Origin of the sequence: Streptomyces sp. NRRL F-2664 (assembly GCF_000719345.1) — a bacterium.
In the GTDB taxonomy this organism is placed as follows: Bacteria; Actinomycetota; Actinomycetes; order Streptomycetales; family Streptomycetaceae; genus Streptomyces.
Genome location: NZ_JOFX01000032.1, coordinates 82,320 through 107,003 on the forward strand (window position 1 = coordinate 82,320; position 24,684 = coordinate 107,003).

General features: G+C 72.5%; 25 protein-coding genes and 1 pseudogene. 11 read left to right on the plus strand and 15 right to left on the minus strand.

What is annotated here, in order from left to right:
• Positions 1-69 precede the first annotated feature (69 nt).
• Positions 70-486 carry a hypothetical protein gene (locus IF89_RS0125160; protein WP_030772399.1) on the minus strand — a complete coding sequence of 139 codons (417 nt, stop codon included), beginning with the start codon at positions 484-486 and terminating at the stop codon, positions 70-72.
• Between the two features lie 86 nt (positions 487-572).
• Positions 573-830, minus strand: coding sequence for a hypothetical protein (locus tag IF89_RS0125165; protein ID WP_030772401.1), 258 nt, complete (start codon positions 828-830; stop codon positions 573-575).
• Between the two features lie 283 nt (positions 831-1,113).
• Here IF89_RS0125165 and IF89_RS38285 point away from each other — a divergent pair.
• The 3 genes and pseudogenes from IF89_RS38285 to IF89_RS0125180 all read left to right on the plus strand — a co-directional run bounded on the left by IF89_RS38285 (position 1,114) and on the right by IF89_RS0125180 (position 3,876).
• Positions 1,114-1,946 (plus strand): annotated as a pseudogene (locus IF89_RS38285) (S1 family peptidase).
• Between the two features lie 95 nt (positions 1,947-2,041).
• Complete coding sequence (locus tag IF89_RS0125175) at positions 2,042-3,019, plus strand: GlxA family transcriptional regulator (protein ID WP_030772405.1); 978 nt, start codon at positions 2,042-2,044, stop codon at positions 3,017-3,019.
• 77 nt (positions 3,020-3,096) lie between these two features.
• A complete protein-coding gene (locus IF89_RS0125180) occupies positions 3,097-3,876 on the plus strand; it encodes an MBL fold metallo-hydrolase (protein ID WP_043194371.1) in 780 nt (259 codons plus the stop codon).
• Between the two features lie 221 nt (positions 3,877-4,097).
• On the opposite strand, the gene IF89_RS0125185 is transcribed toward IF89_RS0125180, so the two are convergent.
• Together IF89_RS0125185 and IF89_RS0125190 are read right to left on the minus strand one after the other, a co-directional pair.
• Positions 4,098-4,916 carry a barstar family protein gene (locus IF89_RS0125185; protein ID WP_030772411.1) on the minus strand — a complete coding sequence of 273 codons (819 nt, stop codon included), beginning with the start codon at positions 4,914-4,916 and terminating at the stop codon, positions 4,098-4,100.
• Positions 4,917-5,038: 122 nt separating this feature from the next.
• Positions 5,039-5,272, minus strand: coding sequence for a DUF6479 family protein (locus IF89_RS0125190; RefSeq protein ID WP_030772427.1), 234 nt, complete (start codon positions 5,270-5,272; stop codon positions 5,039-5,041).
• A 150-nt stretch (positions 5,273-5,422) separates the two neighbouring features.
• On the opposite strand from IF89_RS0125190, the gene IF89_RS0125195 reads away from it, so the two are divergent.
• Entirely contained in the window at positions 5,423-5,761 is a 339-nt protein-coding gene (locus tag IF89_RS0125195) for a hypothetical protein (protein WP_030772430.1), read from the plus strand.
• 67 nt (positions 5,762-5,828) lie between these two features.
• On the opposite strand, the gene IF89_RS0125200 is transcribed toward IF89_RS0125195, so the two are convergent.
• Both IF89_RS0125200 and IF89_RS0125205 read right to left on the minus strand, forming a co-directional pair.
• Positions 5,829-6,209 (minus strand): hypothetical protein, encoded by a 381-nt coding sequence (locus tag IF89_RS0125200; RefSeq protein WP_030772432.1) that lies wholly within the window; start codon positions 6,207-6,209, stop codon positions 5,829-5,831.
• Positions 6,210-6,294: 85 nt separating this feature from the next.
• Positions 6,295-7,197 carry a C40 family peptidase gene (locus IF89_RS0125205; protein ID WP_030772433.1) on the minus strand — a complete coding sequence of 301 codons (903 nt, stop codon included), beginning with the start codon at positions 7,195-7,197 and terminating at the stop codon, positions 6,295-6,297.
• A 301-nt stretch (positions 7,198-7,498) separates the two neighbouring features.
• On the opposite strand from IF89_RS0125205, the gene IF89_RS40985 reads away from it, so the two are divergent.
• Positions 7,499-8,707 (plus strand): rhomboid-like protein, encoded by a 1,209-nt coding sequence (locus IF89_RS40985; RefSeq protein ID WP_051807599.1) that lies wholly within the window; start codon positions 7,499-7,501, stop codon positions 8,705-8,707.
• Positions 8,708-8,767: 60 nt separating this feature from the next.
• Here IF89_RS40985 and IF89_RS0125215 read toward each other — a convergent pair whose 3' ends face one another.
• The 4 genes from IF89_RS0125215 to IF89_RS0125235 form a co-directional block, all read right to left on the minus strand.
• The gene (locus tag IF89_RS0125215) at positions 8,768-9,274 is read right to left on the minus strand and encodes a hypothetical protein (protein WP_030772437.1); all 507 of its coding nucleotides are present in this window, start codon (positions 9,272-9,274) and stop codon (positions 8,768-8,770) included.
• Positions 9,275-10,687: 1,413 nt separating this feature from the next.
• Positions 10,688-11,428: a ferritin-like domain-containing protein gene (locus IF89_RS0125225; protein ID WP_051807600.1), complete on the minus strand. Its 741-nt coding sequence runs from the start codon at positions 11,426-11,428 to the stop codon at positions 10,688-10,690.
• Positions 11,429-11,611: 183 nt separating this feature from the next.
• Positions 11,612-12,808, minus strand: coding sequence for an acyltransferase family protein (locus IF89_RS0125230; protein ID WP_078628493.1), 1,197 nt, complete (start codon positions 12,806-12,808; stop codon positions 11,612-11,614).
• Positions 12,809-12,912: 104 nt separating this feature from the next.
• Positions 12,913-13,590 carry a deoxynucleoside kinase gene (locus IF89_RS0125235; RefSeq protein WP_030772447.1) on the minus strand — a complete coding sequence of 226 codons (678 nt, stop codon included), beginning with the start codon at positions 13,588-13,590 and terminating at the stop codon, positions 12,913-12,915.
• A 467-nt stretch (positions 13,591-14,057) separates the two neighbouring features.
• Between IF89_RS0125235 and IF89_RS0125240 the strand changes: the two genes are divergently transcribed.
• Positions 14,058-15,527, plus strand: coding sequence for an amino acid permease (locus IF89_RS0125240; RefSeq protein ID WP_043194372.1), 1,470 nt, complete (start codon positions 14,058-14,060; stop codon positions 15,525-15,527).
• 104 nt (positions 15,528-15,631) lie between these two features.
• Here the strand turns inward: IF89_RS0125240 and IF89_RS0125245 are convergent, their stop codons facing one another.
• The 3 genes from IF89_RS0125245 to IF89_RS0125255 all read right to left on the minus strand — a co-directional run bounded on the left by IF89_RS0125245 (position 15,632) and on the right by IF89_RS0125255 (position 17,146).
• Positions 15,632-16,078: a DUF2267 domain-containing protein gene (locus IF89_RS0125245; RefSeq protein ID WP_030772452.1), complete on the minus strand. Its 447-nt coding sequence runs from the start codon at positions 16,076-16,078 to the stop codon at positions 15,632-15,634.
• Between the two features lie 103 nt (positions 16,079-16,181).
• Positions 16,182-16,577, minus strand: a complete 396-nt coding sequence (locus IF89_RS0125250) for a DUF2267 domain-containing protein (RefSeq protein WP_030772455.1) — start codon at positions 16,575-16,577, stop codon at positions 16,182-16,184.
• A gap of 134 nt (positions 16,578-16,711) precedes the next feature.
• Entirely contained in the window at positions 16,712-17,146 is a 435-nt protein-coding gene (locus IF89_RS0125255) for an Hsp20/alpha crystallin family protein (RefSeq protein ID WP_030772458.1), read from the minus strand.
• 162 nt (positions 17,147-17,308) lie between these two features.
• On the opposite strand from IF89_RS0125255, the gene IF89_RS0125260 reads away from it, so the two are divergent.
• Together IF89_RS0125260 and IF89_RS40990 are read left to right on the plus strand one after the other, a co-directional pair.
• The gene (locus IF89_RS0125260; protein ID WP_030772462.1) at positions 17,309-17,971 is read left to right on the plus strand and encodes a hypothetical protein; all 663 of its coding nucleotides are present in this window, start codon (positions 17,309-17,311) and stop codon (positions 17,969-17,971) included.
• A 53-nt stretch (positions 17,972-18,024) separates the two neighbouring features.
• Positions 18,025-18,474: an STAS domain-containing protein gene (locus IF89_RS40990; RefSeq protein WP_051807604.1), complete on the plus strand. Its 450-nt coding sequence runs from the start codon at positions 18,025-18,027 to the stop codon at positions 18,472-18,474.
• Positions 18,475-18,489: 15 nt separating this feature from the next.
• On the opposite strand, the gene IF89_RS0125270 is transcribed toward IF89_RS40990, so the two are convergent.
• Positions 18,490-19,275, minus strand: coding sequence for a helix-turn-helix domain-containing protein (locus IF89_RS0125270; protein WP_030772466.1), 786 nt, complete (start codon positions 19,273-19,275; stop codon positions 18,490-18,492).
• Positions 19,276-19,505: 230 nt separating this feature from the next.
• On the opposite strand from IF89_RS0125270, the gene IF89_RS0125275 reads away from it, so the two are divergent.
• From IF89_RS0125275 to IF89_RS0125285, 3 genes are all read left to right on the plus strand, one after another.
• Positions 19,506-20,177, plus strand: a complete 672-nt coding sequence (locus tag IF89_RS0125275) for a DUF4097 family beta strand repeat-containing protein (protein ID WP_030772470.1) — start codon at positions 19,506-19,508, stop codon at positions 20,175-20,177.
• A gap of 368 nt (positions 20,178-20,545) precedes the next feature.
• Positions 20,546-22,843, plus strand: coding sequence for a molybdopterin-dependent oxidoreductase (locus IF89_RS0125280; protein ID WP_043194373.1), 2,298 nt, complete (start codon positions 20,546-20,548; stop codon positions 22,841-22,843).
• Positions 22,844-22,977: 134 nt separating this feature from the next.
• The gene (locus IF89_RS0125285; protein ID WP_030772476.1) at positions 22,978-23,529 is read left to right on the plus strand and encodes an EF-hand domain-containing protein; all 552 of its coding nucleotides are present in this window, start codon (positions 22,978-22,980) and stop codon (positions 23,527-23,529) included.
• 99 nt (positions 23,530-23,628) lie between these two features.
• On the opposite strand, the gene IF89_RS47845 is transcribed toward IF89_RS0125285, so the two are convergent.
• Positions 23,629-24,099, minus strand: a complete 471-nt coding sequence (locus IF89_RS47845) for an NUDIX domain-containing protein (RefSeq protein WP_030772478.1) — start codon at positions 24,097-24,099, stop codon at positions 23,629-23,631.
• Positions 24,100-24,684: the final 585 nt, after the last annotated feature.

Genomic DNA, 24,684 nt, shown 5'->3' on the forward strand with positions numbered 1-24,684 from the left:
GCCGCAAAAGTTCTTGCGTGACGGGCCGGCCGGCGGTGCCGGCGCACGCGGCACGAACGCCGGGGCGGGTCAGAGCAGGCTGGGGCCGCTGTCGAGGGTGAGGTTGCGGCTGTTGTCGACGCGCTGGCTGTTGTCGATGCGCGTGCTCGCGTCGACGTCCGAGCTCAGGCCGCAGCGGTTGTTGTTCGCGGACTGGGAGGCGTCGCCGCCGACGGCGATGCCGCCGGCGCCCGTGTCGACCGCGGAGGCATTGTTTCCGTCGTTCGTACCGGTGCCTCCGTTGTCGGTGATGAGCTCGATCAACTGGCTCACCAGGGAGTCGCCGCCGGAGGCGTCGACGAGGGAAAGGTTCGTCGGGTTGTTGCACTGGATGATGACCGGGAGGTCGTCCGAAGAAGCGGGTGCAGCGACTGCGGCGCCGTTACCGAATACCGCGGAGCCGAGGGCGAGCACGAGGACCGAAACGGCGCGAATGACAGACTTCACGAGTTTTCCTTTCCGACGGGCGCCCCATTTGGCGCTGTGAGGTCAACCACCTCGCGCCGATATCGGTTTCGGGCCGCGCTTCCGGTTCAGATCTCGTCGCCCTCGGGAACCGGTTCGGCGGGCGGGCCGGCGGCCAGCAGGCGTTCGACGGCGGCGGTGACGTGGGCGGCGAGGGCGGCGGGGTCCGGGGCCGGCTGCGCCTCCGTCTCCGTTTCCGTTTTCGGCTCCGCTTCTGCTTCTGTTTCTGCTTCTGCGGCACCGTCGAGGTAGTTCACGATGGCGGCTTCGATGACCGCGCGCAGGGCTTCGCTGTCGGGAGCGGTCGCGGGGACGGGGTGGTTCATGGGCTGCTCCTGGCGGGGGTCGGGGGCGGATCGGGGGGCCGGTCGGGGTTCGGGGCGGGCAACGCCCATCCTCCCCTCGGTCAAGAAGGGTGCCCGGACTACCCGGACGGATTCCCCCGCCCCGGTACCGGGCCCGCAGCGGGAGGGCAGGGGCGGGGCCTGTGCCGTGGTGGGGCTCTCCCCACCACGGCGGTGCCGCTGCCCGGTGCGCGTGGTGTCCCGGTGACCCGATGGGCCGGTGGATCGTGAGCAGGCACGCTGGACGCGTCCGAATCCCCCAGGAATGGAATGCTCTGTGTCTCCTGTGCACTCGATGCGGGTCCGCGCCGTACGTGCCGCGGTCGTCATTGCTCTCGCGACCGCGGTCTGCGGCACGCTGATGGCCGGCAGCGCCGGGGCGATCGTCAACGGCACCGGTGCCGGCGAGCGTTACCCCTTCATGGCCACGATCCCGTTGTCGGCGCCCGCGTCCGGGGTGCACGACGGCACCTGCGGGGCGTCGCTGATCGATCCGCAGTGGGTGCTGACGGCGGCCCACTGCGTGCGGGGCAACGGCATCGTGCTCGACGGCATCGTCCGCGTCGGCAGCGACCGGCGCACCTCCGGTGGAACCGTGCGGGCCATCGACCGGATCGTCGTCCACCCGGGCTACGTCAACGGCGAGGACGCGGACGCCAACCAGGACGACATCGCCCTGGTCCGCCTCGACCGCCCCGTCGCCCAGCAGCCGGTCCCCCTCGCGCAGCGGGCCGGGCGGCCGGGCACCCCGACCCGGATCCTGGGGTTCGGCACCACCTCCGATACGGAGCTGCGGTTCGCGGATCGCCTGCGGGAGCTGGAGACCCGCAGGGGTGCCGTCACCGAGTGCGCCCCCGGCTACGCCGACCGGACCCGGCTGTGCACCGTCAGCCGCGTCCGCGACGCCATGGCCTGCCACGGCGACTCCGGCGGACCGCAGCTGCACAGGGACAGGCAGGGGCGGTGGGAACTGCTCGGCGTCACCTCGGGGCCCGGCGCCCCGGCGTCGCCTGCTCGCAGGGGCCGGGCCTGTACAGCAGCGTCCCCGCCCACGCCGGCTGGATCCGTCAGACCCTCGCCGTCGGGCACGGCGCCTGACGGCGCAGGGCACCGCTCGACGGGGACGGCGGTGTGGCCGGATGTGACAGAACATTGTCATTGCGGCCTTCGGGGTGGGGCGGAATGATCGGGGCATGCAGTCACCGCACAGGGTCGTCCTCGCCGCCTTCCCCGGCGTCGAGCTCCTCAACGTCACCGGGCCGGCCGAGGTGTTCTCGGTCGCCACGCGGGTCGCCGGCACCGGGCGGGCCGGGTACTGCGTCCGTATCGCGACCGCCGGAGGGGAGCCGGTGGCCACCGCCGGCGGGGTGCGGCTGATGGCCGACATGACGCTGGAGGAGGTGCACGGCGACGTGGACACCCTGCTGGTGTCGGGGGCGGTGCGGGTGGAGGGCCACGCGGTGGAGCCGGTGCTCGACGACGCGATCGTCGACTGGCTGCGGGAAGCGGCGCCCGGAACCCACCGGCTGGCCTCCGTCTGCTCGGGCGCGCACCTGCTGGCGGCGGCGGGGCTGCTGGACGGCCGGTCCGCGACCACGCACTGGCGGACGGCTGCACGGCTGGCCGCCGACCATCCACAGGTCAGCGTCGACCCGGACCCGATCTTCATCCGGGAGGGCCGGCTGTGGACCTGTGCGGGGATCGCCGCGGGCATGGACATGGCGCTGGCCATGGTCACCGAGGATTACGGGCCCCGTCTTGCGCGGGCGACCGCCCGCACGATGGTCATGTACGTCAACCGCGCGGGCGGCCAGAGCCAGTTCAGTGTTCCGCTGGCCGTGCCGGCGGAGCCCGGTGACCCGGTCGACGAGCTGCGGATGTGGATCGGCGACCATCTGGCCGAGGACCTGTCCGCCGAGGCGCTGGCCGGGCGGATGCACCTGAGCGTGCGTCATTTCTCCCGGTTGTTCGCGCGGCGGACGGGGACCACCCCGGCCGTCTACGTCGAGTCGGCGCGGCTGGAGGCGGCGCGTCGCCTGCTCCAGGACAGCAGCCACGGGCTGCCCGAGGTCGCCGCTCTCAGCGGGCTGGGGTCCGTGGAGAGCCTGCACCGCGCCTTCCGCCGGCGTCTGGGCACCACCCCGGCCGAGTACCGGCGCCGCTTCCGCTAGGGCGTTTCCCTGTTGCTTCCCCGCCGTCCGCGGACCACCGCGCGACGGAGATCCGTCATGCCCTGAAGGAGAGAACGGTGTCCCGAACGAAGGTCGTCCCCATTCCGGTCATGGGCCGGCACACCATCAACGCGTACCTGGTGCTGGGCCGCCGGCCCGTCATCGTCGACGCGGGGACCCCGGGCAGCGGCCGCAGGATCGTCGAACAGGTCGCCGCGCACGGGGTGGACCCCGCCGATGTCTCCCTGATCGTCGTCACGCACGGCCACATCGACCACTTCGGGTCCGCCGCCGAGCTGCACCGCCTGACCGGGGCGCCGGTGGCGGGGCACGTCGCCGACCTGGGCCCGTTCCGTGCGGGCAGGGCGCGCGAGCCGTACCTGCCCACGGGGCGGATGGGCCGTCTGATGGCCAGGAGGAGGGAGCTGCACGTGCGGGTCGAGCCGTTCGAGCCGGGCGTACTCGTCACCGGCGAGACGGACCTGGAGGACTTCGGGGTCGCGGCGCGCATCATGCCCACGCCCGGGCACACCGCCGGATCGGTGTCCGTGCTGACCGGTCAGGGAGACCTCGTCGCCGGTGATCTGGTCGCCAACGCGTTGTTCGGCCTCGTACCCGGCCGGCCGGCCAATCCCCCCTTCCACGACGATCCGCTGCAGAACCTGGCCAGTCTGCGCAGGATGCTCGACATGGATCCCGTCCGGCTCCATGTCGGGCACGGCACGCCGCTCGATCCCGACCGCGTCCGCCGGTGGGCGGCCCGGGAGCAGCGGCGGCTGGCGCGGCTCGATGCTGCCGGGCGGATCCGGGCCCGGGGGCCGGACGAGCCGGCGGGGAGGGCGGGGCAGGCGGGCTGAGCCCGGCGGGCGAACGGCCCGGCTCCTGGCGGAGGGCTCGGCCTTCGAACGTACGGTCCGGCGCATCCGGCCGGTGTGCTGCATTGCCGCCATTCCCCGCCAAACCGCTCACGTTGCCGCGGGCCTGCCGTCCCCCGCGTCGGCGGCGCGTGGGCGCCCGTCGGCGGCCCGGGCGGAGCCTGGGCCTGCCCCGGGTTCGTCGCCCGAGGACTGCTCAAACTTCACCGAAGGATGACGCTCACGCCCTGTTCTTCGAAGATCTCCAGGAGCAGGTCGAACAGCGCTACTTCGGATTCTGCGGAGGGCACACGCTCTTGCAGCCGCGCCTTGGCCCGGGCTGAGGAATCCCAGTGCACGGTGAACGGCGTGGTGGCACCCCAGCCGCCTCTGAGGCAGTCGTGCAGAGCGTCGAGGTTCCAGCCGAAGTGTCCGCCGGGGCCGTTGATGGCTTCACCGATCGCGCAGTAGAAGCTGTCTCGGTCAACGATGTGCCGGCCGTCCAAGGTGAACACCTGGCCTGCAGGAGCGTCGGCCTTCCCGTGGCGTTGGTACTCCTGGGACCACAGCGTCACCGACAACCACGCTCGTCTGTCCTCGGGGGCGAGCTCGTGCCACATGCCCGTGCGGTTCAGACGACCCGTGCGGATCAGATCCCATACTCGTTCCGCTCCGCCCACGGCGTTCTCGCACCACAGCGTCATCGTGAGGTCGACGAGGCCGGCCCAGCGGGCGGAGGGCTTGATGTCGGTGACGGTGACCTCATTGACGAAGTAGGACCCCATGGTGGCACCGTCACCGTCGAGGAGCTCGAACCAGGCATTCCCCGCCAAGGCGCGACGACTGCCGACCCGGCCAACGCTCTTCAGGAGGCCGCCCTGCGGGAGACAGCCCGTGAGGTGCACTCGGCGTGCTCCCTCTTCGTCCGGCAGCGGCGTGAACAACCCCTCGGCCTCATGAGCAAAGCCCCAGAAGTCAGCGTCGTCCTCATCCGAGGTCAGCGCGTACTTCTGACCCTCACTGCCCCGCCCTGATGTTCGCATTGCACTCCCCATGAGAGCGCTGACCCTACCGGCGGCCCGGCCGTGTCGGTGCTGGGGGCGCGTGGGATGCTCCCGCCCGGTCGCTTCCGGAAGGGTGCGGCGAGGCCGCCGGGGCCGCCGGCTCAGGGGCCCCGGGGGGCGTCCGGGTCGGTTGGGGCGTCGTCGGGGGTCTGCCAGGACGTGCGGCGGGCGGTAGGGGCGGGGCCCTGGTCCAGGGGGCCGGGGTCCATGCCGGCCTTCGCCCGCCTGCTGCCGTACCAGAACGCGCCGATCAGCAGCGCGACGACGACCAGCCCCGCGAGGATCAGGAGCAGGGAGGGGAAGGCGGAGGCGGCGAGGGTGACGGATTCGGTCATGGGCCGCACCTACCCGCTGGTGCCTGCTTGCCACATCGCCCGGTACGCCGGTTCGCCGCCGCACCGGGGCCGACGCCTCGACCCGGTGCCTGACCTGGTGGTCGGCCCGGCGGTGGGCTTGGTGGGTGGTGCTGCGGGTAGGCGTCTGCGATGACGTCGAAACCTCGCCCCGTCCCCACGGCCGACGGGCACCACGTCGTCATCGGCGACCGCCGCTGGCGCGCCACCGATCCGTCGGTCCCCGAAGCGGCCGGTGCCCGTCTGCGCGTGCACCTGATGGCGGCGCGGCGGGCGGTGGCCGCCGCCCGGCGGGCGCAGGACCTGCAGGCCGAGCGGGCCGCCCGGGCGCGGGTGCAGGCGGCCAAGGTGGCGCTCGGGGAACGGGGCACGCCGTGGTGGGAGCAGAGTGCCGACGCGCGGCGGGCGCGGTGGAGCGACGGCCTGGCCGCGCTCGACGCGCAGCAGGAAGCGCAGCACGACTCCCCGTGAGCCGATCCCCTGCCCCTGTGCCCCCGCCGGCGGGCCGGCGGGGGCACAGGGGGCTGTCTTCAGGTCGTCAGCACTCGCGCAGGCCCGGCGCGGGGTCGACGGAGGTGTGGAGGTCGACGGCGGCGACGTTGCCCCACTGGCCGTTGTCCAGCTGGGTCCAGTACCAGACGTTGTTGCCGCCGGCGTGCTGGTCGCCTCGGCCCCAGCACTGGAACCAGCTGGGGCTGGTGTTCAGCGGCCCGCGCACCGCGGAGTTGTAGCGGCGGTGCTCGTAGCCCTTGGCGCCGATCCGGTTGCCGCACCACAGCTTGCCGTCGGCGCGGACGCCGCATTCGGCGGCCGCGCTCTGCCCGGTGGCGGGCGTGGCCGCGGCGGTGTTCACGGTGGCCGTGCCGCCCGCGAGTGCGGCGACGGCGAGGCCCAGGGCGATCTTCCTGCCTGCGTACATGGTTCCTCCTCGAAAGGGCTCCCTGGTCGCGGGAGCCGGGGTGATGGGTGGGTGGATGGGGTGCGGTGGGGGGTGTGGTGGGGTTTCAGGGGCAGGTGCGTACGCCGTCCAGCCAGGCGGGGCCCTTGATGTAGATGTTGGTGATCCACGCCCCGTACTCGGGCAGGTAGGACCAGGCGTCGTTGGTGTAGCCCTCGGCGGTCACCGGTTCGGCGTGCTTCTGGCACTCGATGCGCACCGTGGTCGGGCCGGGGAACTTGTGGACCCGGGGGCTGGCGGTGGACGGTTCCCGGTGGGTCCACACGTCGGTGCCCCAGGTGCTGAAGGTTCCGGGGGCCGCCGCCGGTGGGGCGATGCGGACCGCTCCCGCGTAGTCGCCGCCCAGGCGTACGTCGCTGACGGTGATCCGGGTGCCCGATTCGCGGGCCTCGACCATCTTTCCCGCACCGAGGTAGAGGGCGATGTGGTGGATCGAACCGCCCGAACCCCAGGCCAGGAGGTCGCCCGGGAGCAGCGGACCGGTGCCCTGGGCGGCGGTGAACCGCTGTTGTACGTGCGGGGAGTGGAACTGGTGGTGGGCGTTGCCGGACAGCGGGTCGCCGCCGGCCGCGCGGTGGTAGGCGTAGCGGACCAGTCCCGAGCAGTCGAAGCCGAGCCGCTCGGGGTCGTGCGCGCTGTCCGGGTCGCTCGGGTCGACCTGGCCGTAGGTCGGGCCCGGTCGGGGGCCGTGGCCGCCGCCCCAGGTGTACCAGACGCCGATCTGTTCGCATGCGGCTGCCACGGCCTTCTCGGCGACCGCGGAGGCGCCGGGGGCGAGTACGGCGCACTCCCCCGCCGCCTTCACCGCCTTGACCGTCTTCGCTGCCTCGGCCGTCTTCGCTGCCTCGGCCGTCTTGGGCGGGGCGGCCGCCGCCGTGTGGGTGCCTGCCCATGCGGCCGTCAGGGTGAGGGCGGTGACCGCCGCCAGGGCCGTTCTGCGCATCGTCATGTCTGGTCCCCCGTGTTCGCCGCGCGGTGTCGCCGCGGACCGCTGTCGCCCGGCTCTCGGGCACTTCGAGACTGTTCCCCGCCGCCCCTGCGTGTCGAGGAGGCACGGGTCGCCCACTGCATCGGGCAACGGGAAACCTTCGGGAAACCCCGTTCCACCTGGGGTTTTTGAGGCTGCGTCAACAGGCCCTGCCGGGCGGGTGGAACCTGGGCGCGGCGCACCGCATCCCCCTGGAGGGATCGCCGGGGCGACTGCCGCCGCTCTCGGGCTCCCTTTCAACTCGACCTGGAGAATGCCCGGTATGAATTCCCAGCCGCCGGCGGGCGCCCTGGACAGGGCGCTTCGCGCCCTGCGGCGGTACCCGCGCCGTGCTCCGCTGACCCTGGCCTATGTCTGCCTGCTGCTGGCCACCCACGGCTGGGTCGGTCACGGGCTGTCCGCCGAGGCGGCGGACCGTGTGCTGGGGCACGTCAGCACCAACCTGGACAACCTGCGGGAGCACCCGGTGTCCGCGCTGCTGGGCAGCGTGCTGTTCTTCGACGGGACGCTCACGGATGTCGCCTCCCCCGGCTTCGCGGGCACCTTGATCACCCTGGGTCTCGGGGTGGGCTGCTTCCTCGCCCGGGCGGAGCGCCGGTGGGGAGCGGCGCGGGCCGTGGCCGTGTTCCTCGGCGGGCACGTGGTGGCCACCCTGCTGACCGCGGGGGTCGTCATCGTCGCGTTGCGGCAGGGCTGGTATCCGGTGGAGGTGCGGCAGGCGATGGACTTCGGGGTCAGTTACGGTGCGCAGACGGTACTGGCGACCGGCACGCCCGCCGTGCCGCGCCGGGGTCGCCCGCTGTGGGTCGTCTTCGTGCTGGGCTGGCCGCTCGGTGGTGCCGAATGGACGACGGCCGGGCCGTTGCCGGACTTCACCACGGTCGGCCATCTCCTGGCGGCGGTCCTGGGCTTCGCCCTGCTGGGAGTCCTGGCGGCCGGGCGGCGGGCCCGCGCCGTCGGGACGCGCCGGTGCGGGCGGCGTCGAGCCGCAGGGGGCCGGGGCTCCGCAGTCGGCGTCGTCGGATGCGAATGCGGAGGCGCCGGCGGGCACGGCGGGGTCCGGGGCGGATCCGGTTTCTTCGCCGGCCACCTGAGGGCGCAGCACCGCGGGCCGGTGGGCCGGTGTGCGCCGGCTCCTGCCGTCCAGGCGGGCACGAGGCCCGGTCGCCCACCTGCCCGGTGGCGAGCGGACCCCGCCGCGCCCGGCCCGGCCGGGGTGGAGGTGCGTGACCGGCAGACGGTACTCGGCGCGCAGCCCCCTCGGTGCGGTGGCCCTGGCCATGGTGACCGCAGCCTGCACCTGCCCGGCACGCCGAGGGCGGCAACGCGCCCGCCCGGGGTCCGCCCAGACCCGGTCCCCTGCGCGACGGGCCGTATGGGCGACGGACGGAAGGGAACGTACCGCGAGGGACGCGCCGGTCGGGGACGTGCCGAAGGGCCGCCGGCCCTGGGGGTGGCGGCCCTTCGGTGACGGCGGGCGCCCGTCTATGGTGCGGTGGATCGACGCACCGTGCCGATGCGGGCGGTCACGTCAGTTGACGGGGGTGTAGGACAGGGGGGTGAATCCCACGCCGCAGGCGCCCGGAAGGTTCGCCGGGGTGAAGGGGATTCCCGATGCGGTGTTGCAGACGGCCTGGCGGATGACTCCGTTGCTGGCCAGGAGGGTGACGTAGAGGTGCCCGGGGTCTTCATCGGTGACCGCGACGGCGGTGCCCGACACGCACCGGGGGGCACCGGCCAGGAGCCCGAGGTTGATCCACACGCCGGGGTTGCGGCTGTCGTTGAGGAAGGCGTGGCCCTTCCGGTCGGTCGCGACGCGGAAGACGGTTTCGAACAGGCCGCCGGCCCCGGAGTAGTCGACGACGGCGGAACTCACGTCCCGTGCCACCGAGCATTCCTTCGACGTGTCGGCCTGGGCCTGGGTGTCCTTGGGGGTGGGGTCGTCGTACGCGAGCGCGGACGGGGCCGTGAGCGCCCCGGCGAGCAGGGCGGCGGCGACCGCGGTGGTGCCCCGTGCGGCCCAAGCGAGCTTCCTCATGTGCGTCCTTCCGTGGTGGGCGCGCCGGTCCGCGTCGACGGGCGGGGCCCGGGGCGACTTCGCGCACCGCGGGTCGCGTGGCGTCATGTCCGCGTGTGCTCGGCCGGCTCGCCGATGGGTGGAGCCGCCGCGCGTCCGTGACGGCCTCCGTTTTCGGGATCGAACATTCCGCGCCCGCCCCCCGTACACACGTAGAGCTATCGCCCGTCACTCTAAGGAAGGGGGCTGGGTTCCGTCCGTGTGGGGTGCCGTGGGCGGCCCCGGGGGTGTCGTGTGGGTCGGGCCGGATCAGGGGCGGGGCCGGTGCCGTGCCTCGCAGGGTGGACGGAGGGGCGGCGCGGGGCTTCGCCGGGTGCGCAGGCCGGTGTCCGGTGCGATGCGCCATGCGGGGGTGGGCGCCGGGGTGGAGGCGTAGGGGTTGCCGGCCGTCCCGCTTCGGCGCGGTGCGGTCCGTCTGCCGGAGGCGGAGGCCGAGGCGGATCGGCCCAGGGGGCCGCCCCCTTTCAGGCTCCGGCGGCCGGCCTGCCCTGCCGGTCGCACTGCTGGGTGTTGGGCGTGCGGTCACCGCCCGGTCCGCGGGGGACAAAAACTGCAACGTTGCTGGCCAGACCCCGTCTCCGGGCCATGGCGTGACGGCTGCTCAAAATCCTTCGGAACAAGGGGGTTTGAGGGCGGAAGGTCCGGACAGACGCGTGGATACCGGAAGCGGCACTCTGCCGGTGGCGCTTTTCCGGAGCGGGCCCCGCCGCACGGCGTCCTTCCCCCTGGCGTTGTGCGGCAGGCCCGCCCGCACGACGGGCTGCCGTCCGGATCCGTCCGGCACCCGGGCACCCTCCGTCCCGGCCTCCTCCCCGGCCGGGGAGCGGGAGCGTCCGGGGAACCCCCGGCGTCGGCGCTCAGACCGCCGTCCCCGGGCACGGACCCGGCGGCTGCAGCCCGCCGCCCCGTCATCACAGGACGAAGTGCAGAGTGCAGGTGACGGCCGCGCCTCGCAACCCCGGCCAGGCGCACGAGCGGCCCGAACGGGCCTGCCGGACGGTGGCGTTGATCCCGGCCGGTCCGCCCCGGCCGTCCCCCACATCGACGGTGACACCGGTACTGCCGGTACTGCCGGTACTGCCGGTACTGCCGGCGCGGGCGATGCCCTCCCCGACCGCTCGCAGGCGCTCGAAGCGGAGTGCGGACGGCGACAGCGAACCCCAGGGAAAGCAACAGCCGCGCACCCTGCCGAGGCAACCCGAACACCGCCGGCGACCGTTCACGGTGCGATACCGAGGCCGACGGCACCGAACTCGCGCCCGCCCGGGGCGGGCTCGCGCAGGTCCCGACCGCCTCTCCCCCGCCGCCGCACCTCTGCCCGCGGGCATCGTCGCCCTCGCCGTCGACGAAGTGCAGGGCCGGGGCCCGGGCCGGTCAGACCCGTACGGCCGGGCCCGCCGGGGCGGGGACCGGGCCGCCCGACATGGCGCGGGCCATCCAGGCGGAGGAGCGCAGGGCCTGCGCGACGAAGGCGCCGCGGCCAACCCCCAGGATCCGCAGGGCGGGGCCGTGGTCCACCGCGACCAGGGCGGCGGCGCCGGCCAGCAGCCCGCGCCAGGCCACCGTCACGGCCCGGCGGGCCGGCCGGGGCAGGGGTGCGAGGCCCTCGCGCAGCCGCAGGCAGTGGAAGGGCACGTGCCGCTCCTCGTCGGCCAGGATCCGGCCCGCGACCTCGCACACCAGCGCGTCCCCCGCACCGTCGCGCAGCGCCCGGTAGTACCCCAGCGCCACCACCTCGGCGATCATCAGCACCAGCAGCTCCACCCGCAGCCCCAGCAGCCGCCGCACCCGGACGAAGGCGGCGTCGCTCCAGTGCCCGTCGAGGGTGCCGGCCCCGCCGGCCGCCAGCAGCAGCTCCAGCATCCGCGCGTGGTTCTGCTCCTCGGCGATGAAGAGCCGCACCGCCTCGGAGTAGACCGGATCCCCCGCGCGATCGGCCTTGCCGCACAGCGCGGAGCCGTCACCGTCCTCGCCGACCTGGAACTTCTGGATGCTGCGCACGATCTCGACGGGCAGTTGCGCACCCCTGCCCCAGTCGGGATCGCCGAGCGCGGTCCGCCGCTCCCGCTCGGACTCGAACTCCCGCACCCACGCCCCGTACCCAGTTTTGATCATGTTCAAGAATCTACCGACCGTTGAGCGTGTTCAAAAGTGCCGGGATGTCATGGCCCCGTAACAGAACCCCGCTCACCGCACCCGCCACGGAACGAAGGAGCCCGCCCCGGTCCTTGCGCGCCCGGGACGGGCTTTCGAAGTACTGCACGGCCGCGGGCCTTCCGCCGGGGCCGGGCCGTTCCGCTACTGGGCGGCGAGCTTCGGGGACTGCTCGGCCCGCGGCGCCATCGCCCGGCGCAGCAGTGGGGTGAGCGGCCGTTCGACCAGCCGGTGCATGAGCCAGGCGACCACCGCCATGGCCGCGGTCACGCCCACCAGGGTCGGCCAGGCGCCCCACTGCTCGTTCCACCGCCAGATCACCCGCACGCCCAGCGACTGGTGCACGAGGTAGAGGGGATAGGAGATGACACCCGCGATCGGCAGCCAGCGCCACTGGATCCGGTCCAGTTTTCCGAGCGCGATCAGACCCATCACCGCGTACATCACCGTGATCGCCGACAGGCAGACCTTCCAGTCGATCCCGTGTCCCTCGCCCGCCATGATCTCCGGCAGGCGGTGCTGCACCAGCAGCCACGACAGCGCCAGCAGCCCCGCCGTCTCCCCTTCGAGCCGGCCGGCCCGGCGGACCAGGTAGAAGGCGATGCCCGCGATGAAGAAGGGCGCCCAGCGGGGCATCAGGAGCTGCTCCAGCAGCGGGATGCCCGACGCGGGTGCCAGGACCGAGCCCAGCGCCCAGAGCCAACAGAAGGTAGCGACCCGGCGGTAGCTGCTCCCGATCAGGACGACCAGCGAGAACAGCAGGTAGAAGCGGAGCTCGACCCAGAGTGTCCAGTAGACGTTGTCCACGTGGTGGACGCCGAGGGGCTCGTTCAGCATCGTGAGGTTGGTGAGCATCTGGCCGAGGGTGACCCTCGGCTCACCCGGAACGTGCGGGCCCAGCCGGGCGGCCGCCGAGGACAGCACGACCGCCGCCCAGTACAGCGGGAACAGTCGCAGGATGCGGCCCTGCCAGAAGTGCTGGAGCGACTTGCCCCAGCCCGACATGCAGATGACGAACCCGCTGATCATGAAGAAGAGAGCCACGCCCAGCCAGCCGAACTGGGCTGCCTGGTGCAGCACGGGGAACAGTTCGCCCGCGGTCCGCTGCCACGGGATCGTCCCGTAGCCGGCCAAGTAGTGGAACAGGACCACCGACAGCGCGGCGAGCAGCCGCAGGCCGTCCAGCACCAGGATGCGCGGCGCCCGCCCGTCCCCGGTCTCGCCGGTCCTGCGGAACACCTTCACCGACCGTGCCCAGCCGGGGGCCCGGTCGGGGGTTTCCCGCGGTGCTTGGACGGTCACCGGGGCACGGCCCCCGGCAAGGGCATACCTGTCGGACATGACACCTCTGATCGATCCTGCGGTGTCGTGACACCGGGTACGTTCCTGACGGCAGAACCAGCGATCCTAACGACGCCGTGCCGCCCGGGGTGGGGCCGCGTCGGTCAGGGTGCGGCCGGGGTGGTGGGCTGCCGGATCGCGGTCAGGGCGTTCTTGACGTCCCGTGCCACGCGGGCCGCGTCGTCGGGGTTGTGCACCACGTCGGTGTTGTTCATGTCGACGACCAGGACCTCGCTGGCCGAGTAGTGCCGGTGCACCCAGTCGTCGTAGCCGGACCACAGCGTCCGGTAGTACTCCACCAGGCTCTCGTCCTGCTCGAAGTCGCGGCCCCGCAGGCCGATCCGGTGCAGCACCGTCTCGAAGTCCGCCTTGAGGTAGACCATGAGGTCGGGTGCCTTGCGGTACGGCAGGCCGTCGATCTCGCGCATCATCTCCCCGAGCAGCCCCTCGTACACCTGCATCTCGAGGGAGCTGATCCGGCCCAGGTCGTGGTTGACCTTCGCGAAGTACCAGTCCTCGTAGATGGACCGGTCCAGGACGTTGTCGCCCTGCTTGTACGCCTCCTTGATCGCGGCGAACCGCGTCTGGAGGAAGTAGAGCTGCAGCAGGAAGGGGTAGCGCCGGGCCTGGATCTCCTCGGGGCTCGCCGTGTAGAAGAGCGGGAGGATCGGATTGTCGTCCACGCTCTCGTAGAAGACGTCGCTGCCCAGCTCCTTGGCGAGCAGCTCGGCCACGCTCGTCTTCCCGATCCCGATCATGCCTCCGACGCAGATCACTGCCATACCTCACTTCTCCCCGGCGGTCTTATGTGCGTGGGCGTGCGGGCAGGGCATCTCACACCACGCAGACGCATGCCGACGGCACGCGATTCCCCGGGAGCTTCGTGATCTGCGTCAGACGGTCCTCCGCCCGCAACGGACCGGACGCGACCCCTGACGCGGGCCGCTCTCATCGACCGGCCGGCCTGGCCCTTCCGCGGCCGCCGCGCCGACGGTGAGCCGCGGCCCCGCGGCCAGCCTGAATCTTAGATGACGATCAGCCCCGCCCTCCCCCACCCGTGTCGTGCCGCCTCGTCCGGCCCGTTGCCGGCCGTTTCGGGGGCCGGCAGGAGGGTGGGGGTGCGACGGTGACGTGGTGCCGGGCGCCCGTCACCGCCGGGAACTGCGCCGGACGGGGCGCCTCGTTCCGTATGACGGTCCGCGCCGCGATGATGACTTTCCGTCACCATCTTCGCGGGAAGGACGTGCGCATGGCCAGGTTGGGCACGGGGCAGGGAGTGCTGCGCCGCAAACCGATCGAGCAGATCGAAGAACCGGAAGGGGCCCTCAGCGAGCAGCTCACGCGCACCCTCGGCCTGTGGCAGCTGACCGCGATCGGGGTGGGCGGCATCATCGGCGCCGGGATCTTCACCCTGGCCGGGACGGTCGCCAACGGGGTCGCCGGACCCGCGGTGCTGGTCTCGTTCCTGATCGCCGGTGTGGCCAGTGCCGCGGCCGCGTTCTCCTACGCGGAGTTCGCCGGGCTGATCCCGAAGGCGGGTTCCGCCTACACCTACGGGTACGCCGTCCTGGGCGAGCTGGTGGGCTGGTTCATCGGCTGGGACCTGCTGCTGGAGTACACGGCCATCGTGGCGGTCGTGGGCATCGGGATCTCGGGGTACTTCAACTTCCTGCTGGTCGAGACGGGTGCGGCGCTGCCGACGTGGATGCTGGGGGCGCCGGGTACCGGTGAGGGGCATCGCTTCGACCTGATCGCCGCCGTCCTGTGCCTGTTCACGGCGTACATGCTGAGCCTGGGGATCAAGAGCGCCGCGCGGTTCGAGACGGTCGTCGTCGTGCTGAAGGTCCTGGTCGTCCTCCTGGTCATCGTCGTGGGCTTCTTCCACATCGACACCTCCAACTACACGCCCTTCTTCCCCTACGGGGTGGGGGGTGCCTTCACCGGCGCGGCGACGGTGTTCTTCGCGGTCTTCGGCTACGACGCGATGAGCACGGCGGCGGAGGAGTCCAAGGACGCGCAGCGTCACATGCCGCGGGCGATCCTGTACTCCCTGGCCATCGCCATGGTCCTGTACGTGCTCGCCTGCCTGGTCCTGACGGGTATGCAGAAGTACACGGAGATCGACCCGGAGAGCGGTTTCTCCAGCGCGTTCAAGGCGGTCGGGCTGGACGTGGTCGCGGACATCATCGCGGTCGGGGCGATCATCGGCATCCTCACCGTGATGTTCACGTTCATGCTGGGTGTGACGCGCGTGTGGTTCTCCATGAGCCGTGACGGGCTGTTGCCGCGCTGGTTCGCCAAGACGCATCCGACCCGGCACGTGCCGACGCGGGTCACGTGGATCGCCGGTGTGGCCTCCGCGGCCATCGCCGGTTTCGTCCCGATCGGGGAGGCGGCGGAGCTGACGAACATCGGCATCCTGCTCGCCTTCGCCGTCGTGTGCACCGCGGTCATCGTGCTGCGCTACCGGCGCCCCGACCTGCCGCGCACCTTCCGCACCCCGCTCATGCCCCTCACTCCCGCGATCGGTGTGGTCGCCTCGATCTGGCTCATCACCTACCTGCGGGTGGAGACCTGGCTCCGCTTCGCGGTGTGGTTCCTGCTCGGGCTGGTCATCTACTTCGCCTACTCCTACCGCCACTCCAAGCTGGCCGGGACCACCCCGGACGGGCCGGCGGGCCCGGAGGGGCCCGCGGACCGGGCGGGGACCGGGAGCTGACGGGGGCACGCCCGGGCCCGGCCGTTCCCGGCGACCGCGCGCGGGCGCCGGGGCGTTCGCGGGCGGTCGCAGCGCGGGCCGGCAGCGGGATCCGGGCGGCGGGCTCAGGCGGCGGCGGGCTCGGGCCGGCGCAGTTGCGCCTGACCGAAGAGGAGGGCGTAGCCGTCGGGGAGGTGGTGCAGGGTGCGGGTGAGAAGGTCGGGGCCGGCGAGTCGGGCGACGACGGCGAGGACTGCTCCGGTGTCCCAGCGGGCGACGGCGGGGGTGGTGCCGGTGCGGGCGGCCAGGTCCTTGACGAAGCCCCAGCCGGTGAGCCGTTCGGTGTCGGGGACCTGGGCGGTCAGGGCCAGGGCGGCCTCGACGGGCAGGGCCTGGGCGAGGTCGACGCGTTCGTCTCCGGTGATCTGCCGGCCGAGGGCGGCCAGGACGGCGCGAACGGCTTCCTCTGCGCGTTCGGCGGTGGGGTAGGCGCCTTCGTAGCGCACGCGCTCCAGCATCCGGTCGAACGTCATGGCGGGCGGGGCCTGGTCCGGGCGAGGCTGGTCGTACATGGTGCTGCGGTTGCCCTTTCTCTTCGGAAGGTCCGGCTTCGGGACGGCGGCGGCAGGGGTGGCGGGCGGTCGGGGGCGGATCGGGTGGCGGAGGGGCCGGGGGTCAGGTGGGCTGGGGGTGGCCGAAGAGGACGTCGTATCCGGCCGGGAGCTGGAGCAGGACCTCGCGGGTGAGGGTGTCGCCGGCCGCGGCGGCGACGGTGGAGAGGACCGCGCCGATGTCCCACAGGGCGGTGGTCTCGGTGGCGCCCTCGATCCAGGCCGCGGTGGCGCGGACGAAGCGTTCGGGGGAGAGCGGTTCGGCGGCCTGCAGCGGGTTCAGCAGGATCAGGGCGTAGGTCTCGGGGAGCCGGGCGGCCAGTTCGGCCCGTACGGTGCCCACCAGGTGGGCGCCCAGCAGGGCCAGGACGACGCGGGCGGCCCGCTCGGCTTCGGCCCGGGTCCGGTACTCGCCGCGTTCACGGACGTGCTCCAGGAACGCTTCGGGACGCATCGGCATTCACGTCACCTCCGGTCAGGGGCAGGGGTGAGGTGCGAGGGTGGGGTGCGAGGGGTGGGGTGGCGTGCGGAGCGCGGAGGACGGGGTGCCGGAGGGGGTCGGTCCTGCCCGTCCTCCGCCGCTGGTGCGGGTGCTCAGCCGGAGATCTGCTTGCGGCCGGACTCGCCGCCGATGGCGATCTTGCGGGGCTTGGCGCGCTCGGCGATCGGGATTCGCAGGGTCAGCACACCTGCGTCGTAGTCGGCTTCGATGCGCTCGGTGTCGAGGGTGTCGGCCAGCATGACCTGGCGGGAGAAGACACCCAGGGGCCGCTCGGAGAGCTCCATCTGCACGGTGTCGCCCTTGGCGGCCGGCCGGCGCTCCGCCTTGACGGTCAGCATGTTCCGCTCGACGTCGATGTCGATCGCCTCGGTGCTCACGCCGGGCAGGTCGAAGGCGATCACGTACACGTCGCCCTCGCGGTAGGCGTCCATCGGCATGACGGACGGCTTCGACCATGTTCCGGACGTACCCGACAGCTGCTGGACGATCCGGTCCATCTCGCGGAACGGGTCGGTGCGCATCAACATCGCGAAACACCTCCAGTCGGTTCAGGCAGGAACTGCCAATGCGCTTCAACGTGCTCCCGTTGTAACATGTCATCGAAGCGATGACAAGTAGAATGTCGCCCGATGGATGACACGCAGGGAGCGTGTCGGGACGATGCTGTCGGACGACCCTTCGGAGGTGCCGTGAACGAGACTTCTCCCCCCGTCCCACCGGTGCGTGCCCCGCGGGCCGCCGAGGCGCTGGAGGCCATCCACCGGACCGTCGAGGACGCGCACCGGTCCTCCGCCGGGGCGGTGGCGGCCCCGGCGGCGGACGGCTCCGGTCCGGAGCGGTCCCTGGACGCCCTGCGGATGCTCCGCGAGGTCCGGGAGCGGCTCACCGGCTGGGAGAGCGTCCTGATCGAAACGGCCCGCGGTCAGGGCGCGAGCTGGGCCGAGCTCGCCGGGCCCCTCGGGGTGGCCAGCCGGCAGGCCGCGGAACGCCGCTACCTGCGGCTGCGTCCCGGCGCGGCGGGCAGCACCGGTGAACAGCGGGTGCAGGCCACCCGGGATGCGCGGGCCGCGGACCGTACCGTCACCGCCTGGGCCCGCGACAACGCGGCCGACCTGCGCCGCCTGGCGGGCCAGGTCACCTCCCTGACCGACCTGCCCGCGGCCGCGGAGGGAGCCGTCGGGGAACTCAACGTGGCCCTGGGCGGTGACGATGCGGCCCGCCTGGTCGGGCTCCTGGCCGGTACCCGGCCGCATCTGGGGCCCGGCGACGCCGAACTCGCCGACCGCATCGACGCGGTGACCCGCCACACCGACCGGCTCCGCCAGGACAGCAACGACCAGCGCAACTCCTGAGCCCGCGTGCGCACCACCGTCGCCCGCGGGGCGGGACCCGAGGAGGAGATCCCATGGCCGAACACCCCGACCGGGGGAACGGCGCAGAGCCCGTCGTCGAGATCGTCGGCCGGGTGGCCGCGGTCCGGCCGGCCGGCGAGATCGACATCGTCACCGCGCCGTCCCTGAGCCGCGCCCTGGCACGGGCCCTCGCCCACGTCGACGCCGCGCAGGCCGACCGCATCGTCACGGACTGCAGCCGCGTCACCTTCTGCGACTCCTCGGGGCTCAACGTGCTCCTGGCCGCCCGGCTCCGGGCGGTCGAGGCCGGCACCGCGATCCACCTGGCGGACCCGGCTCCCCAGCTCCAGCGCCTGCTGCAGATGACCGGCGCGGCCCCGCTCTTCCCGCGGGAGGACGGACCGCCCGGCGCCCCCGACCCCTCCGGCACCCCCGGAGCCTCCGGCGCCTCCGGTCCTCCCGGCTCGCGTACGGCCGGTCCGCATCCGCCGACCGCCCGCTGAGGCCCGCACCCACCGTTATCCGTCGGACCGTACGGCCGCCCCCTCGCCCGAGCGGGGTTCGAGTCCTTCGGAGTGGGGCGCGGGTTCGGGTTCGGGCTGGGCGTGGAGGATGGCTCGGGCCTGTTCGGCGGCGCGGGTGATGCTTTCGGAGACGAAGTCGGCGAAGCGGGCGATGTTCTCCAGGCGGGTGGCGGCCGGTGTGCGGGGGCCGAGGACGCCGACGCCCTCGCGGGCGATCTCGACGAGGTGGGCGATGGCGCGGGCGCTGGCCATCATCGACTGGTACCAGACGTCGCTGTCGACGACGTAGCGCTCGCGGCGGCGTGCGTCGCGTTCCCGGCGGACCAGGCCCTGGCTGTCGAGGAACGCGACCGCCTTGGAGATGGACGCCGGGCTGACCTGGAGGTGCCGGGCGAGTTCCGACGCGGTGAGGCTGCCGCTGTCGGTGAGGGTGAGGCAGGCCATGACCCGGGCCGTCATCTTGGGCATGCCCGAGGCCATCAGGACGGTGGTGAAGGTCTCCTCGTACGCGCGCACGGACTCGGCGTCGCGGCCGTGGGGCTGCGGGGAGGCCTCGGGGCCGCGCGGGGCGGGCTGCCGGCGGCGCCGGGCGCGGTGTTCGGTGGCGCGGTGGGCCAGGTCGGCGCGGTAGGCGGTGGGGCCGCCGTTGCGCAGCACCTCGCGCGTGACGGTGGAGGTGGGGCGCTCCAGGCGTCTGGCGATCTCGGCGTAGGCGAGGCCGTCGGCCAGACCCAGGGCGATCTGCTGGCGTTCGGGCTGGGTGAGCCTGCCTCCGGGCATCGCGTGCTCCTTCTTTCCCGCTTCGGGCGACCTGCTGCCCAGCTTAGCGTTCACCTCCATTTCATTGCAACGTGACGGCGGTCGGTGTTGCGTTAAGCGAGAGAACGCTTGCAACGATTCCTCTGCTGTGACCTGCTGAAATCGAGTCGAGACGCAATGAAGTTGTTGAAGAGATTTGGAACGCAACGTAGCGTTCAGGTCATCAGAAACGACAAGTCGAGGAGTGCACGATGCAGGAGTTCTCCACCCCCACCGCGATCGCCGCCGTCGTGGACGTTCCCGCGGGACGCGTGCGGTTCATCGCCGCCGACCGGGCCGACACCGTCGTCGAGGTCCTCCCCGCGGACGCCGCCAAGGGCCGCGACGTGAAGGCCGCGGAGCAGATCGCGGTCGCCTACCGCGACGGCGTGCTGCGGATCGAGGCCGCACCGGCGAAGAACCGGCTCCTGGGCAGCTCCGGCTCCGTGGAGGTGACCGTCCAGCTGCCCGCCGGCTCCCGCGTCGAGGCCAGGACGGCGGCCGCCGAGTTCCGCGGCGTCGGCCGGCTCGGCGAGGTCGCCTTCGAGGGCGCGCAGGGGTCGGTCAAGCTCGACGAGACCGCGGGGGCCCGCCTCACCCTCCTCGCGGGCGACATCACCGTCGGCCGGCTCGGCGGCCCCGCGCAGATCAGCACGCAGAAGGGCGACCTGCGCATCGCCGAGGCCGTGCGCGGGGCGGTCGTCCTGCACACCGAGGCCGGCGACATCACGGTCGGCGCCGCCCGCGGGGTCAGCGCCTGCCTCGACGCCGGCACCTCCCACGGCCGGATCCACAACGCCCTCCACAGCACCGGGGACGCGGCCGACCGCCTGGAGATCCGCGCGACCACCTCCTACGGCGACATCACCGCCCGCAGCCTCTGACCGCACCGCCGCCCCTCCCCTCCCCCGGCCGCAGCCTTCACCAGGAGCAGTTGCGTCACGACGGACACCCTCCGCGAGAACGCCGGAGCCCTCGGGGCCGGGGCGGAGCGTCCGGACGAGCGCGGCCGCTGCTCAGCGTCCGGCTCGGTGGCGGGCACGGTGTCGGTCTTTGGATGCCATCGCGGTGGGAAGGCCGCTGTCCCTGCTGCCGGGAAGGGTTCGTGTGCCTTCAGGGTTGGGCCGGGGGCCGTGAGGGGAGCCTGTGGGCTGCGGCCTGTCGACCGAGGTGGTGCCCTGTGGAGTGTGAGCGGCCGCTGTCCGGGAGCTGGGGTCTTCGGTGATGGGGGTGGGTGCTCGTGGAGCGGCGTATGTCGGTGGCGACGCACTGGGGCAGTTTCGTCGCGGTGGTGGAGTCGGGTCGGCTGGTGCGTATCGAGCCGAGGGGTGATGACCCGGCGCCGTCGCCGATCGGGCCCGGGATGGTGACGGCCGCCGACGACGGCGCCCGCGTGCTGCGTCCCGCGGTGCGCAAGGGCTGGATGGAGGGGTTGCCGCGCACCGGTGAGGCGGCGAGGGGCACGGACGCGTTCGTGGAGGTGAGCTGGGACGACGCGCTCACGCTGGTGAGCGAGGAACTGCTCCGGGTGCGTTCCCGGTACGGGGACAGTGCGGTGTTCGGCGGGTCCTACGGCTGGGCGAGCGCGGGCATGTTCCACAATCCGCAGAGTCAGCTCCAGCGGTTCCTGGCGTTGGGCGGGGGGTACACCGATTCGCGCAACACCTACAGCACCGCGGCGCTGGAGGTGATCCTGCCGCATGTGATCGGTGGGGCTCCGTGGAGCTATCAGTCCCGGATGCCGGTGTGGGAGGAGATCGCCGGGCACTGCGAGCTGGTGGTGGCGTTCGGGGGACTGGCTTTGAAGAACAGCCAGATCAACCCCGGCGGGCTGGCCAGGCACCAGACGCGGGACTGGCAGCGCAAGTGCCGTGAGGCCGGGGTGCGGTTCTTCAACGTCAGCCCCATCCGCAGCGATGCCGCCGGTTTCCTCGATGCCCAGTGGCTGCCCGTCGTCCCCAATACCGACACCGCCTTGATGCTCGGTATCGCACACACGATGCTGGTCAACGGCTGGCACGATCAGGATTTCCTCGACCGGTGCTGCACCGGGTTCGACCGCTTCGCCGCCTACCTGACGGGTGAGTCGGACGGCATCGTCAAGGACGCCGACTGGGCCGCTCGGATCACCGGCATCAGCCGGGGCACCATTACCGATCTCGCGCGGCGCCTGACCTCGCAGCATTCCCTGATCATGGTCAACTACGCCATCCAGCGGGCGGACCACGGCGAACAGCCGATCTGGATGTCGGTCGTGCTGGCGGCGATGGCGGGCTCGATGGGCCGGCCGGGTGGCGGCTGGGGCGCGGGCTACGCGACGATGGACGCCACCGGCGTCGCCCCGGGCCGCCCTGCCGTGGCGTCGGTCCCCCGGGTGGACAATCCGGTCGCGGATTTCATTCCGGTCGCGCGGATCGCCGACACCCTGCTGCACCCGGGCCGGAGCATCGACTACGACGGCCGGCGCCTGACGCTTCCCGAGCTGCGCCTGGTCTACTGGTGCGGAGGCAACCCCTTCCACCACCACCAGGACCTCCACCGGCTGACCCGAGCCTGGCAGATGCCGGACACGGTGGTGGTGCACGAGGCATGGTGGAACACCACGGCCAAGTTCGCCGACATCGTCCTTCCCGTCGCCACCAGCCTGGAACGCGACGACTTCGCCGCCGGGTTCTCCGACCCGCACCTCACCGCGATGCCGAAAGTCCGCGAGCCGGCGGGCCAGGCACGTACCGACCACCACATCTTCGCCGCCCTGGCCGACCGCCTTGGGTATGAGCGCGAGTTCACCCGGTCGCGCACCGAGATGGAATGGGTCCGGCACCTGTACGAGCAGACGAGAGCCGGCCTCGGCGACGGGGCGGCCCTGCCGGACTTCGACGTTTTCTGGCGCGAGTCCACCGCCGAGCTGCCCGTCCTGAACGGACCGTTCCCCGGAGACTTCGCGGCGCTGCGCGCAGACCCGCGGCGCTCCCCCCTGGCGACGCCGTCGGGCCGGATCGAGATCTTCTCCGAGGAGATCGACTCCTTCGGCTACGACGACTGCGCCGGGCACCCGACGTGGTTCGAACCGGTCGAGTGGCTCCACGCCGAGGCGTCGCAACGGTTTCCGCTGCACCTGATCTCCAACCAGCCGGCCTCGCGGCTGCACAGCCAGTACGACAACGGCGGCCACAGCCTCAGCTCGAAGATCCACGGCCGCGAACCTGTGACGATCAACCGGCTGGACGCCGCGGCCCGCGGCATCGAGGACGGCATGATCGTGCGCGTCCACAACGACCGGGGCAGCTGCCTGGCGGGTGCGATTCTGTCGGACGACGTGATGCCGGGCGTCATCCAGCTGTCCACCGGAGCGTGGTGGGACCCGGCCCAGCCCGGACAGAGCGGAACCATGGACGGCCACGGCAACCCCAACACCCTCACCGCCGACCGGCCGTGCTCACGCCTCTCCCAAGGACCCAGCGCCCACAGCGCACTCGTCGACGTCGAGATCTACAGCGACCCTCTCCCTCAGGTACGCGCCTTCACCCCACCACACCTCGAACACTGACACGAGGACTGCCCGCTCTGCCGGGAACATGCCGTGGGTCCGCCGTCGCCGAGGGAGCGGCCGCCGGTCCGGGCGGGTGAGGAGCCTCTCAGCCCGTTTGCATCTTTGTGACCGCATGGCTACTTTGCGTGGCCATGACTGCGTTTCAGGATCTCAAGTACGCCCAGTGGTTTCGGGGCGCCGATGTCGACGGCGACGGGTTCATCACCCAGAAGGACGTCCGGCTGATGAGCGGGCGCTACATTGCCGCCCGCGACACCGCCCCGGACTCTGCGACCGGCCGCCGACTCACCGAGGCGATGGACGACTTCTGGGCGCACGTGATCGCCCCGATGGACCAGGACGGCGACGGAAAGGTCGACCTGCGGGAGATGACCGAGGGGTTCAAGCGGGCCCTGACCGACCGCGCGCTCGCCCCGCAGCAGACCGGCCCGGCCACCGACCTCTTCTTCGACCTCGCCGACCTCAACGCCGACGGCGTCATCGACCAGGCCGAGTTCCAGCAGATGTTCGGCCGGGTCGCCGACGTTCCCGGCGAAGACTGCGCCGCGGTCTTCGCCGCCCTGGACCGCAACGGCTCCGGCGGCCTGGACCGCGCCGAATTCCACCAGGCGCTCCAGGAGTTCTTCTACGGCACCGACCCCGACGCACCTGCCACCCACCTCTTCGGCCGGGTCGACGCCTGACAGCCCCGGTTGGTCACCCGGCGGTACTTCGGTGGGTCACCAGCGGGCTGGGTTCCCCGGGGAGCCGGCGACCGTTGAAAAAAAGGGGGTGGCCGCACCTCATGCACGATCACACCACGGGCCGTCCGGCACGAGGGCGTCGAGCACGGTCAGCAACTGCGGCGGCTCAACCGGGTCCGGCAGCGAGTCCAGATCCGGCCATGCGATCCAGGCATGCGTGTCCAGGTTGGCCTGCTCTTCGGGGAGCAGGCCGGTACGCACCAGGGATGGCTGCTCGTCGGCAAACTGAGCCACGAAGAAATACTCCGTCCCGATGTGCCGCTTGCCGTTCCACCGCACATCACGGTCTACGAGTACCGACCGGTCGAGGACGGCAGCCGGGTCGAGTCCGGTTTCCTCGGCCAGTTCACGTCGTGCCGCCACCAGCGGTGTCTCGCCAGGCTCGATGCCGCCCCCGGGAGGCTCCCAGAGCCATGTCCCGTCGAACGGATCCCGCCAGTGCAGAAGAAGCAGGTGGTGGGCAGCGTCCAGGCAGATGACCCGGGCGGCGGGCCGGTGCGTTGTTTCCACCGTCCTGACGCTATGCGGTGCTCTGGCCGCGGGGCGCTCGGGCCGGAGGATGCGGTGGCCGACCACCTGCCCGCCCTGCCGGACCGGCGGATCGCGGTCCGGATGCTGTAGCGGTACACCCGTGGGATCTTCCACTGCACCGGCCGGTGAAGTCGAGGGCGGGACGGGACCGCCGGTGAGCGTCCGGCAGGGCCGGGGACGGGGAGGGGCCGGTTCCGGACCCGTCGGCCGCAGGGGCCGGGTGCGGCCGGCGCTGTCGAGGCCCGGCCAGGCTGCTGATCGAGCAGGCCACCGGGCGCCCGCTGCCCGCACGCAGGAGGCGCCCGCCGGCTGCGGGCCGGGGGTGGCGACGCGGCGGCCGGTGGTTCTGCCCGCCCCGGCGCGGCGGCCCGGCGGGTGCGGCGGGCGGAGCCGGTGCATGACGAAGGACGCCCCGGCCGGGAGGTCCCGGCCGGGGCGTCTTCGTCACGGCTACCGGCTGCCGGTGCAGGCGGCCTAGTACCAGTGGTTGGCCTGCCAGAACTTCCAGGCGCCGACGGGGCTGCCGTAGCGCTCGTTCATGTAGTCCAGGCCCCACTTGATCTG

What these genes read in the sequence shown, in the direction of transcription:
- IF89_RS0125250 (WP_030772455.1), bottom strand. Translation starts at nt 16,577, where the DNA reads ATGCCGATGCGTCCCGAAGCGTTCCTGGAGCACGTCCGTGAACGCGGC.
- IF89_RS0125285 (WP_030772476.1), top strand. Translation starts at nt 22,978, where the DNA reads ATGACTGCGTTTCAGGATCTCAAGTACGCCCAGTGGTTTCGGGGCGCC.
- IF89_RS0125230 (WP_078628493.1), bottom strand. Translation starts at nt 12,808, where the DNA reads ATGTCCGACAGGTATGCCCTTGCCGGGGGCCGTGCCCCGGTGACCGTC.
- IF89_RS0125235 (WP_030772447.1), bottom strand. Translation starts at nt 13,590, where the DNA reads ATGGCAGTGATCTGCGTCGGAGGCATGATCGGGATCGGGAAGACGAGC.
- IF89_RS0125190 (WP_030772427.1), bottom strand. Translation starts at nt 5,272, where the DNA reads ATGACCGAATCCGTCACCCTCGCCGCCTCCGCCTTCCCCTCCCTGCTC.
- IF89_RS0125185 (WP_030772411.1), bottom strand. Translation starts at nt 4,916, where the DNA reads ATGCGAACATCAGGGCGGGGCAGTGAGGGTCAGAAGTACGCGCTGACC.
- IF89_RS0125225 (WP_051807600.1), bottom strand. Translation starts at nt 11,428, where the DNA reads ATGATCAAAACTGGGTACGGGGCGTGGGTGCGGGAGTTCGAGTCCGAG.
- IF89_RS0125165 (WP_030772401.1), bottom strand. Translation starts at nt 830, where the DNA reads ATGAACCACCCCGTCCCCGCGACCGCTCCCGACAGCGAAGCCCTGCGC.
- IF89_RS40985 (WP_051807599.1), top strand. Translation starts at nt 7,499, where the DNA reads ATGAATTCCCAGCCGCCGGCGGGCGCCCTGGACAGGGCGCTTCGCGCC.
- IF89_RS0125195 (WP_030772430.1), top strand. Translation starts at nt 5,423, where the DNA reads ATGACGTCGAAACCTCGCCCCGTCCCCACGGCCGACGGGCACCACGTC.
- IF89_RS0125275 (WP_030772470.1), top strand. Translation starts at nt 19,506, where the DNA reads ATGCAGGAGTTCTCCACCCCCACCGCGATCGCCGCCGTCGTGGACGTT.
- IF89_RS0125255 (WP_030772458.1), bottom strand. Translation starts at nt 17,146, where the DNA reads ATGTTGATGCGCACCGACCCGTTCCGCGAGATGGACCGGATCGTCCAG.
- IF89_RS0125175 (WP_030772405.1), top strand. Translation starts at nt 2,042, where the DNA reads ATGCAGTCACCGCACAGGGTCGTCCTCGCCGCCTTCCCCGGCGTCGAG.
- IF89_RS0125200 (WP_030772432.1), bottom strand. Translation starts at nt 6,209, where the DNA reads ATGTACGCAGGCAGGAAGATCGCCCTGGGCCTCGCCGTCGCCGCACTC.
- IF89_RS40990 (WP_051807604.1), top strand. Translation starts at nt 18,025, where the DNA reads ATGGCCGAACACCCCGACCGGGGGAACGGCGCAGAGCCCGTCGTCGAG.
- IF89_RS0125270 (WP_030772466.1), bottom strand. Translation starts at nt 19,275, where the DNA reads ATGCCCGGAGGCAGGCTCACCCAGCCCGAACGCCAGCAGATCGCCCTG.
- IF89_RS0125240 (WP_043194372.1), top strand. Translation starts at nt 14,058, where the DNA reads ATGGCCAGGTTGGGCACGGGGCAGGGAGTGCTGCGCCGCAAACCGATC.
- IF89_RS0125280 (WP_043194373.1), top strand. Translation starts at nt 20,546, where the DNA reads ATGTCGGTGGCGACGCACTGGGGCAGTTTCGTCGCGGTGGTGGAGTCG.
- IF89_RS0125245 (WP_030772452.1), bottom strand. Translation starts at nt 16,078, where the DNA reads ATGTACGACCAGCCTCGCCCGGACCAGGCCCCGCCCGCCATGACGTTC.
- IF89_RS0125205 (WP_030772433.1), bottom strand. Translation starts at nt 7,197, where the DNA reads ATGACGATGCGCAGAACGGCCCTGGCGGCGGTCACCGCCCTCACCCTG.
- IF89_RS0125215 (WP_030772437.1), bottom strand. Translation starts at nt 9,274, where the DNA reads ATGAGGAAGCTCGCTTGGGCCGCACGGGGCACCACCGCGGTCGCCGCC.